A 16,091-nucleotide genomic window follows, 5' to 3' on the forward strand; every position below is an offset into this window, starting at 1 on the left:
CTTAGCCCAAAATGCCAGGCAGGTTGAGCTGGTGCTCCTTGGCGCATTCGATGGCGATGTCATAGCCGGCATCGGCGTGGCGCATGACGCCGGTCGCCGGGTCGTTCCACAACACCCGTTCCAGGCGCCTTGCAGCATCCGGCGTGCCGTCGGCGACGATGACCATGCCGGCATGCTGCGAGAAACCCATGCCGACGCCGCCACCATGATGCAGCGACACCCAGGTGGCGCCCGAAGCTGTGTTGAGCAACGCATTGAGCAGCGGCCAATCGGACACGGCGTCCGAACCGTCCTTCATCGCTTCCGTCTCGCGGTTTGGCGAGGCGACCGAACCGGAATCGAGGTGATCGCGGCCGATGACGACGGGCGCCTTCAGTTCGCCCTTGGCCACCATCTCGTTGAAGGCGAGACCCAGCCGGTGCCGGTCGCCGAGGCCAACCCAGCAGATGCGCGCCGGCAACCCCTGAAAGGAAATCCGCTCGCGGGCCATGTCCAGCCAATTGTGCAGATGGGTGTTGCCGGGGGTGAGCTCGCGGACCTTGGCATCGGTCTTGTAGATGTCCTCCGGATCGCCGGAGAGTGCCGCCCAGCGGAACGGGCCGATGCCGCGGCAAAAGAGCGGACGGATATAGGCCGGCACGAAACCGGGGAAGGCAAAGGCGTTTTCAAACCCTTCGTCCTTGGCGACCTGGCGAATATTGTTGCCATAGTCGAGCGTCGGCACGCCGGCGTTCCAGAACGCCACCATCGCCTCGACATGTTCGCGCATGGAGGCGCGAGCCGCCTTCTCGACCGCCCTGGGGTCGCTGACACGCTTTTCGCGCCACTCGGCCATTGTCCAGCCCTTCGGCAGATAGCCGTTGATGGGGTCGTGCGCCGAGGTCTGATCGGTGACCATGTCGGGGCGGATGCCGCGACGGAACATTTCGGGTACGATCTCGGCAGCGTTGCCGAGCAGGCCGACGGACTTCGCCTCGCCGGCCTTGGTCCAGCGCTCGATCATTTCCATGGCTTCGTCGAGCGTCTCGGCTCTCTCGTCGACATAGCGGGTGCGCAGGCGGAAATCGATCGAGTCGGGATTGCATTCGATCGCCAGGCAGCAGGCGCCGGCCATGACGGCGGCCAACGGCTGCGCGCCGCCCATGCCGCCGAGGCCGCCGGTCAATATCCATTTTCCCTTGAGATTGCCGCCATAATGCTGGCGGCCGGCCTCGACGAAGGTCTCGTAGGTGCCCTGCACGATGCCTTGCGTGCCGATGTAGATCCAGGAGCCGGCCGTCATCTGGCCGTACATCATCAGGCCCTTTTTATCGAGCTCGTTGAATTTCTCCCAGGTCGCCCAGTGCGGCACCAGATTGGAGTTGGCGATGAGCACGCGTGGCGCGTCCGGGTGGGTGCGAAACACGCCGACCGGCTTGCCCGACTGCACCAGCAGCGTCTCGTCCTCGCCAAGCATCTTCAGCGAAGCAACGATCTGGTCGAAATCGTTCCAGGTCCGCGCCGCCCGGCCGATGCCGCCGTAGACGACCAGTTCGTTGGGGTTTTCGGCAACGTCCGGGTCCAGGTTGTTCATCAGCATGCGCAGCGGCGCTTCGGTGGTCCAATACCTGGCATTGAGCTTGTCGCCGCGCGGGGCGCGCACTTCGCGTATGTTGTGACGGGGATTGTTCATCATTGTCCCTTTCGGACGAGGCGGCGCGTCAGTGCCCGGCCCAGTCAATGGCGGTTTGAAGAATTCGCGTCAGCGTGGCGCGGATCGGAGCGGCGAACGCGGCGTCGTAGGGCACCGGCCAATTGTCCGGCGTGCCCTTCCCCTCGGGCTCGCGCATATAGCCTCGATTGGAGAGCTCCATCTGCAGCGCGTGCACGCCCTGTAGCGGCTGGCCAAAATGGCGCGTTATCCACCCACCCTTGAAGCGTCCGTTGACGACAAAAGTCTCGCCGGTTTCGGCCATGGTCTGGTTGACCATCGCCTGCAACGTCGGATCGGCGCTCTTGCCGTCATTCGTGCCGAGATTGAACACCGGCAGCGTGCCTTCGAACAGGCGTGGCAGCACCGAGCGGATCGAATGGCAGTCATAGAGGACAATCTTGCCATGCAAGGTGCGCAACCTGTCGATCTCGGCCTGCAAGGCGGCGTGATAGGGTGCAAAGAACTTCAGCCGGCGCTCGTCGATCTCCGATGGCCCCGGCTCTTCGCCGTCGCGGTAGAGCGGGTCGCCGTCGAAGGTTTCGGTCGGGCACAAGCCGGTGGTTGCCTGGCCGGGATAGAGCGAGGCGCCGGATGGATCGCGGTTGACGTCGATGACGGTGCGCGAGATCGCGGTGTGCACGACAGTGGCGCCGAGACCGGCGGCGAAATCATAGAGATTGTCGATCCACCAGTCGCAATCACGACGGCCGAGCCAATGCGAGACCAGCCGGTTTTCGAGGCCGGCGAGGTCGATACCGGTGTGCGGAATCGACACCAGCAGCGGCGCCGTGCCGCGTGTGACCGTGAGCCAAGGGGCGGCAGTCATCACGCCGCTCCGGCAATCGAGGGCAGTGCCACCGCGCTCGCGGCTTTCACAGCCGCACCACTGCGCACCATGGCGATCGCCTTTTCCATGTCGGGATGGAAGTGCCGGTCGTTATCGAGATGCGGCACCTCGGCGCGAACCAGCTTGCGCACGGCTTCCAGTGCTGCGCTCGAGGCCAGCGGCTGATGGAAATCACAGCCTTGCGCGGCGGCCAGCAACTCGATGCCGATCACCGCGGTTGCGTTCTCGACCATGCCGATCAGGCGGCGTGCGCCATGCGCGGCCATCGAGACGTGGTCTTCCTGGTTGGCCGAGGTCGGGATGGAATCGACGCTGGCCGGATAGGCCTTCTGCTTGTTTTCCGAGACAAGCGCGGCCGCCGTAACCTGCGGGATCATGAAGCCGGAGTTCAGACCGGGCTTGGGCGTCAGGAAAGCGGGCATGCCTGACAGCGCGGGATCGACCAGCATGGCGATGCGGCGTTCCGACAGCGAGCCGATCTCGCAGACGGCCAGCGCGATCATGTCGGCGGCGAAAGCCACCGGCTCGGCGTGGAAATTGCCGCCGGACAGAGCAGTATCGTCTTCTGCGAAGATCAGCGGGTTGTCGGTGACGCCATTGGCCTCGGTTTCGAGCGTATCGGCGGCCTTGCGCAGCACATCGAGCGCCGCGCCCATCACTTGCGGCTGGCAACGCAGGCAATAGGGATCCTGCACACGCTCGTCGCCGACCCGGTGCGACTCGCGGATGGCGCTGCCGGCCATCAAATCGCGCAGCGCGTCCGCGGTCTCGATCTGGCCACGGTGCTTTCTCAGCAGATGAATGCGCGGGTCGAACGGCGCGTCGGAACCCTTTGCCGCGTCGGTCGAAAGCGCGCCGGCGACAAGCGCCGACTGGTAGAGCACCTCGGCATCGAACAAAGCGGCCAGTGCATAGGCCGTCGAAAACTGCGTGCCGTTGAGCAGCGCAAGGCCCTCCTTGGCACCCAATGTCACGGGCTCCAGCCCGTGCGAGACGAAGGCAACCTTGGCCGGGAAACGGCCATGCGGAGTAAAGCATTCGCCGACGCCGATCATCACCGCCGTCATATGCGACAGCGGGGCAAGGTCGCCGGAGGCGCCGACGGAACCTTGCGCCGGCACGACCGGGATGACGTCGTTGGCCAGCATCGCTTCAAGCAGCTCGATGGTCTGCGAGCGCACGCCGGAGGCGCCCTGCGCGAGGCTCGCAAGTTTCAGCGCCATCATCAGCCGGGCAACGGCAACGGGCATCGGCTCGCCCACGCCCGCGGCATGCGAAAGCACGATGTTGCGCTGCAGCGTCTCGAGATCGTCGGCGGGGATGCGCACGCTGGCCAGCTTGCCGAAACCAGTGTTGATGCCATAGACCGGCTCACCCTTGGCAACGATGCGCGCGACAGCTTCGGCACTCGCCTTGATTTTCGGACGGCAGGCATCGTCCAGTTTCGGCACGGCGCCACGGTATATGGCGCGCCAGTCGGCCAGCGTCGCATTGCCGGGCTTCAGGGTCAGTTCGGTCATTGTCCTCTCCAGATGCGGGCATGCAGCGGGTTGAAGCCCATGCGGTAGACGAGTTCGGCGGGACGCTCGATGTCCCAGATCGCCAGATCGGCGGATTTGCCTGATACCAGCGTGCCGGTCTCGCCGAGCAGGCCCAGCGCACGCGCGGCTTCGCGGGTGACGCCAGCAAGACATTCGTCGACCGTCATGCCAAACAGGGTGGCCGCCATGTTCATGGTCAGAAGCAGCGAGGTCAGCGGCGATGTGCCGGGATTGTTGTCGGTGGCAACAGCCATTCTGACGCCATGCTGGCGAAACAGGCCGATCGGTGGCTTCTTGGTCTCGCGGATGAAGTAGTAGGCGCCGGGCAGGATCGTCGCCACGGTCCCCGCCTTGGCCATTGCCACCGCGCCTGCCTCGTCGGTATATTCGAGATGGTCGGCCGACAACGCGCCATAGCGGGCGGCAAGTTCAGCGCCATGCAGATTGGACAGCTGGTCGGCGTGGAGTTTGACGGGCAAGCCAGCCGCCTGGGCGACATCGAAAACGCGCGCCATCTGCTCCGGCGAAAAGGCGATGCCTTCACAGAACCCATCGACGGCATCGGCCAAGCCTTCCTCGACGACGCCGGGAAGGATCGTTTTGGCGACGAGATCGATGAAGGCATCCTTGTCGCCCTTGGCTTCGGGCGGTAGCGCGTGGGCTGCGAGACATGTGGTGCGAACCGTCACCGGGCGTTCATTGCCCAGCTGTCGCGCGGCGCGCAGCGATTTCTTCTCGTTTTCGAGATCGAGGCCATAGCCCGACTTTACTTCCACTGTGGTTACGCCCTCGGCAATCAGCGCATCGAGGCGCGGCAGCGTCTGGGCAACCAGGTCGCCCTCGCTGGCAGCACGCAGGGATTTGACCGACGAGACGATGCCGCCGCCGGCCCTGGCGACTTCCTCATAAGTGGCGCCGGCCAGCCGCATCTCGAATTCGTTGGCGCGGTTGCCAGCATGGATCAGATGGGTGTGGCAGTCGATCAGGCCGGGCGTAATCCAGCGGCCCTCGCAATCGATGATCTCGCCTTGGGCAAAAGCCGAGGGCATCTCGGATTGCGGACCGGCATAGATAATGCGGCCGTCGCGCGCGGCGAGCGCACCATGCTCGACGATACCCAATCCGGCAGAATTTTCAGCCATGGTCGCCAGACGCGCATTGCGCCACAGGCGAAGCCCCCCTGCGTGGTTTTTGCTGCTCTCTACGGCCATCATCTTTTCCGTTTCAATCGGTGGCGATTATGTATATACATATTGAAACGCACTGCAAGTGCCATCATCACATACGAGACCGGAAAGCGGAGAGAAAAGTGACCGATATCTTTGCGGAACAGGCGCTTCTTCCTAACGGCTGGCACGACAATGTGCGGATCACTTTTGCCAATGGGCGCATTACGGCCGTGGAGCCTGAAGCCGCCGCCTTGCCCGGTGATGAACGCCATTCCATTCTGCTGCCAGGCATGCCCAACCTGCACAGCCACGCCTTCCAGCGCGGCATGGCCGGCCTTGCCGAGTTGCGAGGCCCCTCCGCCGACAGTTTCTGGAGCTGGCGCGAGGTGATGTACCGCTTCGCGCTGTCGATGACTCCCGACCAGGTCGAGGCGGTGGCGGCGCAGCTCTATGTCGAAATGCTGGAGGCCGGTTTTTCCCGCGTCGGCGAATTTCATTATCTGTACCATGATCGGGATGGACAACCCTATGCCAACCCAGCCGAGATGGCCGAGCGCATCGCTGCCGCGGCTGGCGAAACGGGTATCGGCCTGACGCTGCTGCCGGTGTTTTACGCCCACTCCTCTTTCGGCGGCGCAGCTCCGAATGAGGGCCAGCGCCGATTCATCAACGATGTGAACCGGTTCGCCCGGCTTGTGGAGAAAAGCCGTGAATCGGTTCGCGCGCTGAATCAAGCTGTCGTCGGCGTCGCGCCGCACAGTCTGCGCGCCGCGACGCCTGAAGAGCTGATCGAAGTCACCGCCATGGCGCCAAACGGACCGATCCACATCCACATCGCCGAACAGGTCAGGGAAGTCGAGGACTGCCTTGCCTGGTCCGGCGCGCGTCCGGTCGAATTTCTGCTTGGGGCTGCCGCTGTCGACCAGCGTTGGTGCCTGATTCACGCCACCCATATGACGGATGCCGAGACCATCGGCATGGCGAAGACCGGCGCCATTGCCGGCCTTTGCCCGATCACGGAGGCCAATCTCGGCGACGGCACCTTTGCCGCGCCATTGTTCAGGGAGCATGGCGGCCGCTTCGGCATCGGCTCCGATTCCAATGTGCTGATCGGCCTGCCCGACGAATTGCGCCAGCTCGAATATTCGCAGCGCCTCGCGCACCGCGCCCGCAATGTGCTTGCGGTAGCCGGCGGCTCAACAGGCCGCGCCCTGTTCGACGCAGCGCTTGACGGCGGTGGCGTCGCCCTTGGTGCCGGCGCCTCGCAAATCGCGACTGGGGCATCCGCCGATCTCGTCTCGCTCGACGTCGGTAATCCCTCGCTGGCTGGCAAGACCGGCGACGCGATCCTCGATGCCTGGATCTTTGCCAATGGCAGCAAGGTCGATTGCGTCTGGGTGCATGGCAAGAAACAGGTCAGCGCTGGCAGACACGCCAAGCGCGGGGCTATCGCCGCACGGTTTCGCAGCGTGATGACTGCGCTTTCCGAGGGTTAACGCAGATGAGCATGGCTGAACGGACGGACATAGACGACAGCGAGACCGTCTCGCTGCATCAGCGCATCCTGTCCGATATCCGTGAAAAGATCCTGTCCGGCACCTGGGCGCCCGGCCACCGTATCCCGTTCGAACATGAGCTGACCGCCGAATACAAATGCTCACGCATGACGGTGAACAAGGCTCTCTCGCAGTTGGCCAAGGCAGGTCTGATTGAACGCCGCCGCCGGTCGGGTAGTTTTGTCCGCCACCCGCAATCGCAGGCAGCGGTGCTGGAGCTTCACGACATCAGGATCGAGGTCGAGGCGCTCGGCCTGCCCTATCGCTACGAACGGCTGGAACGCCTGAGGCGGCGCAGCAACGTGGAGGACAGGGCGTTGCTCGGATTGTCCGCAGCGGGTTCGGTACTGGCGGTCGAAGGCCTTCATTTTGCCGGCGAACGGCCATTCGCACTCGAGCAACGTCTGATCAATCTTTCGGCGGTCGCGGAAGCCGGGGACGAAGAGTTTCTGGAAATCGCGGCGGGTCCATGGCTGATCGGCCGCGTGCCGTGGAGCGAGGCCGAACATCGGATACGCGCCATGGCCGCCGATGAGACTATCGCCGACGTGCTCGATATCGATCCTGGCGCGCCTTGCCTGGTCGTGGAGCGCCGCACCTGGAGCGCGGAGCACCCGGTTACACACGTGCGCTTCATCTATCCGGCGGAAAGCCACACGCTGGTGGCAAGGTTCACGCCGTCGCAGGGGTAAGCCGATCTCCCGCTTGGGGAAGATCGGCACCTACAGCCGCTTTACAGCGCAGCCGTAATAATAATCTCGACCAGATATTCGGGGCCGGCGAGCTTCGCCTCGCCGGTGGCGCGAGCGGGTGTGTGGCCCTGCGGCACCCATTTGTCCCATTCGGAATTCATCTCGGCGAAGGTGCCCATGTCGGCCAGCCAGATGATCGCCTGGACGATCTTGGTCTTGTCGGTGCCGGCCTTGGCCAGCAATTCGTCGATGGTCGCGAGGATGTCGCGGGTCTGCGCGGCGACGTTGCCGCCGGGCTCGCCGACCTGGCCGGCCAGATAGACGGTGTTGCCGTGTATGACGATCTGGCTCATGCGCGGGCCAACATCGATGCGACGAATGCTCATTGCGAGGTTCCTTCGTTTGAGGGTTGCGCCTGTTTAGAGTCGGCGTGGGCTTCGGGCAAGGCCGCCGGCGCCAAATCTCCTTGGACCAGCGCGGAAGAAACTCACGGCAAGTTGAGCCGCCGGGTCGCAAATCCACCGGATTGGCCTGTTGACTAATGTAATAACATCACATATCCAACGGCCACTATCGCGGCCAGGCTCGACTTCCCAACGGAACGATATGACCCAGACCTGCCTAACCTTCCGTGACCTGACGCTGGGCTACAACAGCCATCCCGCGATCCATCACCTCGATGGCACGATCCGCAAGGGTTCGCTGACGGCCGTGGTCGGGGCCAATGGCTCCGGAAAATCGACGCTGATCAAGGGTATTGTCGGCGTGCTGAAGCCAATGGCCGGCGAGGTCATCCGCGCGTCGGGCGTGCGGGCAGCTTATCTGCCGCAGCAGTCGGAACTCGATCGCTCCTTTCCCGCCCGCGTCGTCGATCTGGTCTCGCTTGGCCTGTGGCCGAAGCGCGGCATGCTCGGCCGCTACACCAGGGAAGATCGCGAAGCCGTCAGCCAAGCATTGATGGCCGTCGGCCTCGGCGGCTTCGAGAAGCGGCCGATCGACACGCTGTCGGGCGGCCAGCTGCAGCGCACGCTGTTTGCCCGCGTGCTGTTGCAGGATGCCGACCTGATCCTGCTCGACGAGCCCTTCAACGCGGTCGACGCCAAGACGGTCGGTGACCTCATTGCCCTGATCAAGCGCTGGCATGGCGAAGAGCGCACCATCATGGTGGTGGTCCATGATCTGGACCTGGTGCGCCAGAATTTTCCCGAAACACTGCTGCTTGCCCGCCGGCCGGTTGCCTGGGGCGATACCCGGGAGACGCTGAAGCCTGAGAACCTGCTGCGCGCGCGCCGCTTCCACGAAGCCTGGGAAGAGAACGCCCCCTGGTGCGAGCCTGACGAGCACGCTCATGGCCATGATCATGATCATCATGGCCACGATCACGACCATCACCATGGCGCCGGACCGAGGGCCGCCTGATGGACACGCTCTACGGTCTTTTCATTGCTCCCTTCGCCGATTTCGGGTTCATGCAGCGGGCGCTGTTCGGCTCGCTGATGCTGTCGCTCGGCGCCTGCCCCATCGGCGTCTTCCTGATGCTGCGGCGCATGAGCCTGTCGGGTGACGCCATGGCGCATGCCATCCTGCCAGGAGCGGCCGCCGGCTTCCTGTTCTATGGCCTTGAAATCCTGCCGATGACCATTGGCGGCCTGATCGCTGGCGTCATCGTCGCGCTCGGTGCTGGCGCTGTCTCGCGCTTCACCATCCAGCGCGAGGACGCCTCGATGGCCGCCTTCTATCTGATTTCGCTCGCCATCGGCGTGCTGATGGTGTCGATCCGCGGCTCCAGCGTCGATCTCATGCATGTGCTGTTCGGCACGGTGCTGGCGCTCAACAACGAGGCATTGATGCTGATTGGCGGCATCGTCGCGGTGACGTTGGCCAGCCTGGCCATCTTCTGGCGGGCGCTGGTCGCCGAATGCCTCGACCCGCTGTTCCTGCGTTCGGTCAGCCGCATGGGCAGCCCGGTGCATTTCATCTTCCTCGGCCTCGTCGTGCTCAATCTCGTCGGCGGCTTCCAGGCGCTCGGCACTTTGCTATCCGTCGGATTGATGATGCTGCCGGCGGCAGCCGCGCGATTCTGGACCGCACGCGTCGAGCCGATGTGCGTGCTGGCGGTGCTGATCGGCTTTGCCTCCTGCATTGCCGGATTGCTCTTGTCCTATCATGCGTCGTTGCCCTCCGGCCCGGCCATCATCCTGTCGGCCGGTGTCGTTTATTTCGCCTCGATCCTGTTTGGCACGCGCGGCATCCTGCGCGGTCGCATCATCCATCACCGCCACAGAACGGCCTGATCCGCCTCACCCTCTAAAAGGAACCCCGCTTATGCTGAAAACGATCCGTGCCGGCCTGACATTGAGCGTTATAACATTAACTGCCTTTGGCGCATCATCGGCCTTCGCTGCGCCGCTGAAGGTGGTCGCCAGCTTTACGGTCATTGCCGACTTTGCCAAAAACGTCGGCGGCGACCGCGTCGCGATCACCACGATCGTCGGGCCGGATGGCGACGCCCATGTCTATGAGCCAAGCCCTGCCGACGCGGTCGCCATGGCGAAGGCCGACATCGTGCTGGTCAACGGCCTACATTTCGAAGGTTTCCTGCAGCGGCTGGTCGATGCCAGCGCCACCAAGGCCTCGATCGTCACGCTGACCAAGGGTGTGACGCCGATCGACTTCAAGCCTGAATTCGCCGAAGCCGACGCGGCCGAAGGCGCCGGCACCGGCAAGACGGTCACCGATCCACACGCCTTCCAGTCGATCGCCAATGCCAGGATCTATGTGAAGAACATCGCCGAAGCTTTCTGTGCGGCCGACAGCGACGGCTGCGTCAGCTACCAGACCAATGCCGCCGCCTACACCAAGAAGCTCGACGCGCTGGAAGGCGAAGTGAAGGCGGCGATCCAGTCGATCCCCGAGGCAAAGCGCGTCGTCATCACCTCGCATGACGCCTTCGGCTATTTCGAGCACGAATACGGCCTGACTTTCCTCGCCCCGCAAGGTATCTCGACCGATTCCGAGCCGTCGGCCGCCGATGTCGCCAAGTTGGTCGAGCAGGTCAAGCAGGACAAGGCCGCGGCCATCTTCGTCGAGAACATCACCAACACTCGCCTGATCGAGCAGATTGCCAGCGAGACCGGCATCAAGGTCGGCGGCACGCTTTACTCGGACGCGCTGTCGCAGCCCGACGGCCCTGGCTCGACCTATATCGACATGATGCACAACAACATCCGCCAGATCAAAGGCGCCATTCTCGGCAGCTGAGTTTGATCTGCGGCCAGCCGGGCCGTATCGGCCCGGTTGGATTTTCTGGCGCGCGATGTCTATTTGGCAGAGAATTCCTTCGATGCGGATTGCCGCCCCCCTCCCGGAGTGGCAAGACTGCCGTCAAAGAGATCGCGAGGATACGAGCCATGGAATACCGCCAGATCAGCGAAGACTATTCGGTCTCGGGCCAGATCCAGCCCGAGGACGTTGCCGCCATCAAGGAAGCCGGCTTCAAGAGCGTGATCTGCAACCGGCCTGATGATGAGCAGCCGGGACAGCCTTCGGCGGACACGCTCAAGGCCGCGGTCGAGGCCGCTGGCCTCGCCTTTCGCTACATTCCGGTGATCAGCGGCCAGATCACGCGAGAGAATGTCGACGACCAGGCCGAGGCGCTCGATGAGCTCGACGGCCCGGTGTTCGCCTATTGCCGCTCCGGAGCCCGCTGTACCAATCTGTACGGGCTGATCCAGCAGTCGAAGGGTTAAATCGGCAGCGCGCCGGTCTCCTTCAGCGTCTCCAGCACGATCGCCGTCTTCACATGCTGCACGGATTCGTGCGGCAGGAGCACGCCGTTGACGAATTCCGACAGTGATTTGAGGTCTGGCGTTACCACCTTCAGGATGTAATCCATCTCGCCAGTCAGCGCATGAGCCTCCTGCACCTCGGGCAGCCGTGCCACCAATTCGCTAAAGCGGCGCGCATTGTCGCGATTGTGGGTGGCCAGTGTCACCGAGATGACGTTGACCAGCGAGAAACCGAGCTTGTCGCGGTCGAGCACCGCTCGATAGCCCTTGATGTAGCCGTCCTCCTCCAACCGTTGGCGGCGGCGCGAGCATTGCGAGGCAGAGAGGTTCACCCGCTCGGAGAGATCGTTGTTGGTGAGCCGCGCGTCGCCTTGCAAAAGCGCCATTATCTTGCGGTCGAACTGGTCAATGCGCGCGTCATCCATGACTTTTGCCTTCATCATGCACGGTTCGCGCATGACATCACCATTTCAAGCGTTTGAATGCAAGCACCGTGCGTGGGCTCCGCGCTATTATGGTTTCGAACGGCTTTTCAGGCCGAGCAGCTTCCGGAGGATATCATGGGTCCTTTCCCGCACGACGCCCCGCCCGCCACGATCAGCAAAGACAACCCCGCCGGCACCGACGGTTTCGAGTTCGTCGAATTCGCGCATCCGGAGCCGCAGAAGCTGGCCGAGCTGTTCACCCGCATGGGTTATGTCGCGGTAGCCAGGCATCGCACCAAGGACATCACCGTCTGGCGCCAGGGCGACATCAACTATGTCGTCAATGCCGAGCCCGGCTCGCATGCGATGAAATTCGCCGACAAGCACGGCCCCTGTGCTGCCTCGATGGCCTGGCGGATGGTCGATGCCAAGCACGCTTTCGAGCATGCCGTCTCGAAGGGCGCCACGCCTTACGAAGGCGACGACAAGGCGCTCGACGTGCCTGCTATCGTCGGCATCGGCGGCTCGCTGCTCTATTTCATCGACAGCTATGGCAAGAAGGGCTCGGCCTACGACGCCGAATTCGAGTGGCTCGGCGAACGCGACCCCAAGCCGCAAGGCGTCGGCTTCTATTTCCTCGACCACCTGACCCACAACGTCTATCGCGGCCAGATGGACAAATGGTGGGATTTCTACCGCAATCTGTTCGGCTTCAAGCAGATCCATTTCTTCGACATCGACGGCAAGATCACGGGCTTGGTCAGCCGGGCGATCACCTCGCCCTGCGGCAAGATCCGCATTCCGCTCAACGAGTCCAAGGATGAAACCAGCCAGATCGCCGAATATCTGAAGAAGTACAATGGCGAAGGCATCCAGCACATCGCGGTGGGAACCGACGAGATCTACGCCGCCACCGACAAGCTCGCGGAGAACGGGCTGAAATTCATGCCCGGCCCGCCCGAGACCTACTATGACATGTCGTATGACCGCGTGAACGGCCATGACGAGCCGATCGAGCGGATGAAGAAGCATGGCATCCTGATCGACGGCGAAGGTGTGGTCGACGGCGGCATGACCAAGATTCTTTTGCAGATCTTTTCGAAGACCGTGATCGGGCCGATCTTCTTCGAGTTCATCCAGCGCAAGGGCGACGAAGGCTTTGGCGAAGGCAATTTCCGCGCGCTGTTCGAATCGATCGAGCAGGACCAGATCAAGCGCGGTGTGATCAAGGTTCAGGCGGCAGAGTAATTTCTCCGGCTCCGCTTGCGGCTCGACTAATTATGACCTAAATTTTGGTCATAAGAGGTCGAGCCCATGAATGTTTCCATTGCAGAAGCCAAGGCAAAACTGTCGGAACTGATCAGCCGTGCGGAAGCTGGCGAAGAGATCGTGCTTACACGTCACGGCAAGATCGCGGCTCGGCTGGTGCCACCGCTCGGCGAAAATCTCCTGCCCCGTATTGGCGCCTTAAAGGGCAAGATTTGGATAGCGGACGATTTTGACGAACTCGGTCCCGAATGGGACGAATACGTCAAATGACTGCCGGCTCCTTTCTTGCCGATACGCAAATTATCCTTTGGTCTATTAAGGACGACCCTCGACTCAGCGAGGAGCACCGGGCTGTCCTTGCATCGGACGCGACCGTTTACGCCAGCGCGGCAAGCGTTTGGGAAGTCGCGATCAAGCGATCGATCGGCAAACTCGACGTTCCGGACGACCTGCCGGCGTTACTCCCGAGAATGCAATTCCAGCCGCTGACCATCACGTTTCAGCATGCGCATGTTGTCGGCCGCCTTCCCCGCCACCATGGCGATCCGTTCGACCGGCTGCTGATCGCCCAAGCGCAGGTCGAAAATCTCACCATCCTGACAGCGGACAAGCAATTTGCTCTCTATGACGTCGCGCTGGCATGACGTTTCATAATCCCAGCCGTTCGACCTCCGCTGTTCTCAACTTAACGTCATAATCGAGCAGGAACTCGTCGAGCTGCGGCGGCGCTACGGAGGTACCCGCGAGCATGGCATGCACCTGGCCCCGATGGTGGATGTCGTGCAGGAAGACGTGCGCCAGGATATCGCCGGTCTTTTCCGGGATCATGCCGTCCTCGCGCCGGTCGGTGACGACGCTGCGATCGAGATCGGCCTTCGACAGGCCATCGCAGAAGGCGATCAGCCGCCGGTCGGCCGCAAGCTGAGCCAGGTAAAGCTCCGGCGCGGCATCGAAAGGCACGAAGTCATCGTAGGCAGCCGCACCGAGGCCGCCGTCTTCGAGAAAATCGAGATAGAGATGATCGACCGCGAGGACATGGTTGAGCGTTGCCTTGATCGACGGGAAAAAGTTGGTGCGCTCGGCCTCGAATTCACCGGGCTTCAGCGCAAGCACGGCGCGATAGAGCCGGTCATTCGACCAGAGATTGTTCTTCGCCATGCGACGCAGATGATCCAGCAGGTCCATCACTCAAACCTCTCATTGTGCCTACCGCTGGTATTTCTCGACCTTCTGCTCGATGGCGCCGAAGATCGAATGCCCTGATCTGTCCTTCATCTCGATGCGCACGGTGTCGCCGAAGCGCAGGAAAGGTGTCTTGGGCTCGCCTGACACAATGGTCTCGATCATGCGCAGTTCGGCGATGCAGGAATAACCGGCTCCGCCCGCAGAGACCGGCTTGCCCGGGCCGCCGTCGAGTTTGTTGGACACCGTACCCGAGCCGATGATGGTGCCTGACACCAGCGGCCTTGTGCGGGCAGCGTGAGCAATCAGGGCCGGAAAATCGAAGGTCATGTCGACACCGGCATCGGCGCGGCCGAACGGCTTGCCGTTGATGTCGGCAAGCAGCGGCAGATTGACCTTGCCGCCGTCCCAGGCATCGCCCAGCTCATCCGGCGTCACCGCGACCGGAGAGAAGGCGGAGGACGGTTTCGACTGGAAGAAGCCGAATCCCTTGGCCAGTTCCGGCCCGGTCAGCGCGCGCAGCGTGACATCGTTGACCAGCATGACCAGCCGGATCGCGGCGCGCGCTTCCTCGAGGCTGGCGCCCATCGGCACATCGTCGACGATGACGGCGATCTCGGCTTCCATGTCGATGCCGAAGGCCTCGTCCGCTAGACGGATCGGATCGCGCGGGGCAACGAAGGAATCCGAGCCACCCTGGTAGATCAGCGGGTCGGTCCAGAAGCTTGCCGGCATCTCGACGCCGCGCGCCTTCCGCACCAGTTCGACATGGTTCACATAGGCCGAGCCGTCGGCCCATTGATAGGCGCGCGGCAGCGGCGAATGCGCGTCATGCTCGTGAAAACGGGCCGCCGGCATCGCATTGTTCTCCAGCGATTCCGCTATGGTCGCGAGATGCGGCGAGATCCTGCGCCAGTCGTCGAGTGCGGCCTGCAGCGTCCGCGCCAGGAACGAGGCGTCCGTGTATTGCGTCAGGTCGCGCGAAACGACGACGAGTTTTCCGTCGCGTGTTCCGTCCTTCAGCGTGGCAAGCTTCATGCGGTTCCCTCTCCTGATGCGGCCTTGGCGCCGCTTAACTCCACAACAAGGCCGTCGCGAGCGATCGTCAAGTCGCCAGCCCATGTTTTCCTGACAGCGGCTATCCAGTCGACCTCGCCGATCTCGGTATCGTCGGCTGGAATGAGGTGATTGAGCACCAATCTTGTGACGCCGGCATCGCTGGCGATACGGCCTGCCTCCTCGGCAAAGCTGTGACTGGCGAGCAGATGTTCCCTGAGCCGCGCGCCATTGCCGGTTCTGGCAACCAGCCGCTCGATGCCTTCTTCCAGCATGGCTTCATGGACGAGGATAGCAGCGCCATCGGCAAAATCGGCCAGCGGCGGAAAGAAAGCAGTATCGGCCGAGAACACCACGCTGTTTCCCCCATGCTCGAAGCGCAAGGCGAAGCAATCGGTCACAGGCGGATGGTCGACGCGCAGCGCCGTCACCTTCAGTCCGCGCTGCTCGACCACATGCCCTTGGCCGAATTCGTCGATAGAGACCAACTCGCGAATATCGGGGCGGCCCTCGTCGGCGATGCGGATCTCGATGTCGAATTCCATCGCCTGACAAAAGCGCCGCCAGTAGTGGCCAAGTCCAGGCGGCCCGAACACGGTGACCGGCGTCGCCAATCCGGCCGTCCAGGCGGTGTGGATAAGCGGCCCGAGTTCCAGCACATGGTCGGAATGCAGATGCGTGATGAAGATCAGGTCGAGTGCCTTCAGGCTGACACCGGCATCGACCAGACCGCGCGTCACGCCAAGCCCGCAATCGACGACGATCGCTCGCCCACCGATCTCGAGCAGCGACGAACTCGGCCACGGCCCGCCGGGCCGCAGTGCCGGACCGCCTTTCGACCCGAGCAGCACCAGCCGGTCCGGCATTGGCTTG

The 16,091-nt window shown here is 62.9% G+C and carries 18 protein-coding genes; 9 read left to right on the forward strand and 9 right to left on the reverse strand.

Going from position 1 to position 16,091, the window contains the following annotated elements:
• Nucleotide 1: 1 nt before the first annotated feature.
• Genes hutU through hutI form a run of 4 tightly spaced genes read right to left on the reverse strand, consistent with a single transcriptional unit; the run spans nucleotide 2 to nucleotide 5,292 of the window.
• Nucleotides 2-1,672, reverse strand: coding sequence for a urocanate hydratase (hutU, locus tag LB524_RS21570; protein WP_224529935.1), 1,671 nt, complete (start codon nucleotides 1,670-1,672; stop codon nucleotides 2-4).
• Between the two features lie 28 nt (nucleotides 1,673-1,700).
• Nucleotides 1,701-2,519, reverse strand: a complete 819-nt coding sequence (gene hutG, locus LB524_RS21575; RefSeq protein WP_224529938.1) for an N-formylglutamate deformylase — start codon at nucleotides 2,517-2,519, stop codon at nucleotides 1,701-1,703.
• A complete protein-coding gene (hutH, locus tag LB524_RS21580; RefSeq protein WP_015318308.1) occupies nucleotides 2,519-4,060 on the reverse strand; it encodes a histidine ammonia-lyase in 1,542 nt (513 codons plus the stop codon). The genes hutG and hutH overlap by 1 nt, the downstream gene beginning before the upstream one ends.
• Nucleotides 4,057-5,292 (reverse strand): imidazolonepropionase, encoded by a 1,236-nt coding sequence (hutI, locus tag LB524_RS21585; RefSeq protein ID WP_140617106.1) that lies wholly within the window; start codon nucleotides 5,290-5,292, stop codon nucleotides 4,057-4,059. The genes hutH and hutI overlap by 4 nt, the downstream gene beginning before the upstream one ends.
• A gap of 98 nt (nucleotides 5,293-5,390) precedes the next feature.
• On the opposite strand from hutI, the gene LB524_RS21590 reads away from it, so the two are divergent.
• On the forward strand, nucleotides 5,391-6,746 hold the full coding sequence (locus tag LB524_RS21590) for a formimidoylglutamate deiminase (protein WP_224529939.1): 1,356 nt from the start codon (nucleotides 5,391-5,393) through the stop codon (nucleotides 6,744-6,746).
• Between the two features lie 11 nt (nucleotides 6,747-6,757).
• Entirely contained in the window at nucleotides 6,758-7,498 is a 741-nt protein-coding gene (hutC, locus tag LB524_RS21595; RefSeq protein WP_224529940.1) for a histidine utilization repressor, read from the forward strand.
• Between the two features lie 41 nt (nucleotides 7,499-7,539).
• Here the strand turns inward: hutC and LB524_RS21600 are convergent, their stop codons facing one another.
• Nucleotides 7,540-7,884, reverse strand: coding sequence for a RidA family protein (locus tag LB524_RS21600; protein ID WP_023773346.1), 345 nt, complete (start codon nucleotides 7,882-7,884; stop codon nucleotides 7,540-7,542).
• Between the two features lie 220 nt (nucleotides 7,885-8,104).
• Between LB524_RS21600 and aztA the strand changes: the two genes are divergently transcribed.
• The 4 genes from aztA to LB524_RS21620 all read left to right on the forward strand — a co-directional run bounded on the left by aztA (nucleotide 8,105) and on the right by LB524_RS21620 (nucleotide 11,247).
• The gene (aztA, locus tag LB524_RS21605; RefSeq protein WP_224529942.1) at nucleotides 8,105-8,917 is read left to right on the forward strand and encodes a zinc ABC transporter ATP-binding protein AztA; all 813 of its coding nucleotides are present in this window, start codon (nucleotides 8,105-8,107) and stop codon (nucleotides 8,915-8,917) included.
• Nucleotides 8,917-9,792 carry a zinc ABC transporter permease AztB gene (gene aztB, locus LB524_RS21610; RefSeq protein WP_224529944.1) on the forward strand — a complete coding sequence of 292 codons (876 nt, stop codon included), beginning with the start codon at nucleotides 8,917-8,919 and terminating at the stop codon, nucleotides 9,790-9,792. Before aztA ends, aztB begins: the two co-directional genes overlap by 1 nt.
• Before the next feature lie 31 nt (nucleotides 9,793-9,823).
• On the forward strand, nucleotides 9,824-10,759 hold the full coding sequence (aztC, locus tag LB524_RS21615; RefSeq protein WP_015318315.1) for a zinc ABC transporter substrate-binding protein AztC: 936 nt from the start codon (nucleotides 9,824-9,826) through the stop codon (nucleotides 10,757-10,759).
• Nucleotides 10,760-10,908: 149 nt separating this feature from the next.
• Entirely contained in the window at nucleotides 10,909-11,247 is a 339-nt protein-coding gene (locus LB524_RS21620) for a TIGR01244 family sulfur transferase (RefSeq protein WP_015318316.1), read from the forward strand.
• Here the strand turns inward: LB524_RS21620 and LB524_RS21625 are convergent.
• Nucleotides 11,244-11,711, reverse strand: coding sequence for an Lrp/AsnC family transcriptional regulator (locus LB524_RS21625; protein ID WP_140721020.1), 468 nt, complete (start codon nucleotides 11,709-11,711; stop codon nucleotides 11,244-11,246). The genes LB524_RS21620 and LB524_RS21625 overlap by 4 nt on opposite strands.
• Nucleotides 11,712-11,846: 135 nt before the next feature.
• On the opposite strand from LB524_RS21625, the gene hppD reads away from it, so the two are divergent.
• The 3 genes from hppD to LB524_RS21640 all read left to right on the forward strand — a co-directional run bounded on the left by hppD (nucleotide 11,847) and on the right by LB524_RS21640 (nucleotide 13,624).
• A complete protein-coding gene (gene hppD / locus LB524_RS21630) occupies nucleotides 11,847-12,959 on the forward strand; it encodes a 4-hydroxyphenylpyruvate dioxygenase (protein WP_224529954.1) in 1,113 nt (370 codons plus the stop codon).
• A 66-nt stretch (nucleotides 12,960-13,025) separates the two neighbouring features.
• On the forward strand, nucleotides 13,026-13,250 hold the full coding sequence (locus LB524_RS21635; RefSeq protein ID WP_140661902.1) for a type II toxin-antitoxin system Phd/YefM family antitoxin: 225 nt from the start codon (nucleotides 13,026-13,028) through the stop codon (nucleotides 13,248-13,250).
• On the forward strand, nucleotides 13,247-13,624 hold the full coding sequence (locus LB524_RS21640) for a type II toxin-antitoxin system VapC family toxin (RefSeq protein WP_224529967.1): 378 nt from the start codon (nucleotides 13,247-13,249) through the stop codon (nucleotides 13,622-13,624). Before LB524_RS21635 ends, LB524_RS21640 begins: the two co-directional genes overlap by 4 nt.
• 4 nt (nucleotides 13,625-13,628) lie before the next feature.
• Here the strand turns inward: LB524_RS21640 and LB524_RS21645 are convergent, their stop codons facing one another.
• The 3 genes from LB524_RS21645 to LB524_RS21655 are packed head-to-tail and all read right to left on the reverse strand — an operon-like array spanning nucleotide 13,629 to nucleotide 16,084.
• Nucleotides 13,629-14,165, reverse strand: a complete 537-nt coding sequence (locus tag LB524_RS21645) for a DinB family protein (protein WP_140662076.1) — start codon at nucleotides 14,163-14,165, stop codon at nucleotides 13,629-13,631.
• A gap of 21 nt (nucleotides 14,166-14,186) precedes the next feature.
• On the reverse strand, nucleotides 14,187-15,200 hold the full coding sequence (locus tag LB524_RS21650; protein ID WP_140661901.1) for a fumarylacetoacetate hydrolase family protein: 1,014 nt from the start codon (nucleotides 15,198-15,200) through the stop codon (nucleotides 14,187-14,189).
• Nucleotides 15,197-16,084: an MBL fold metallo-hydrolase gene (locus LB524_RS21655; RefSeq protein ID WP_181177834.1), complete on the reverse strand. Its 888-nt coding sequence runs from the start codon at nucleotides 16,082-16,084 to the stop codon at nucleotides 15,197-15,199. Before LB524_RS21655 ends, LB524_RS21650 begins: the two co-directional genes overlap by 4 nt.
• Between the last annotated feature and the right edge of the window lie 7 nt (nucleotides 16,085-16,091).

Source organism: Mesorhizobium sp. ESP6-5 (assembly GCF_020164695.1).
GTDB classification, from domain to species: Bacteria; Pseudomonadota; Alphaproteobacteria; order Rhizobiales; family Rhizobiaceae; genus Mesorhizobium; species Mesorhizobium australicum.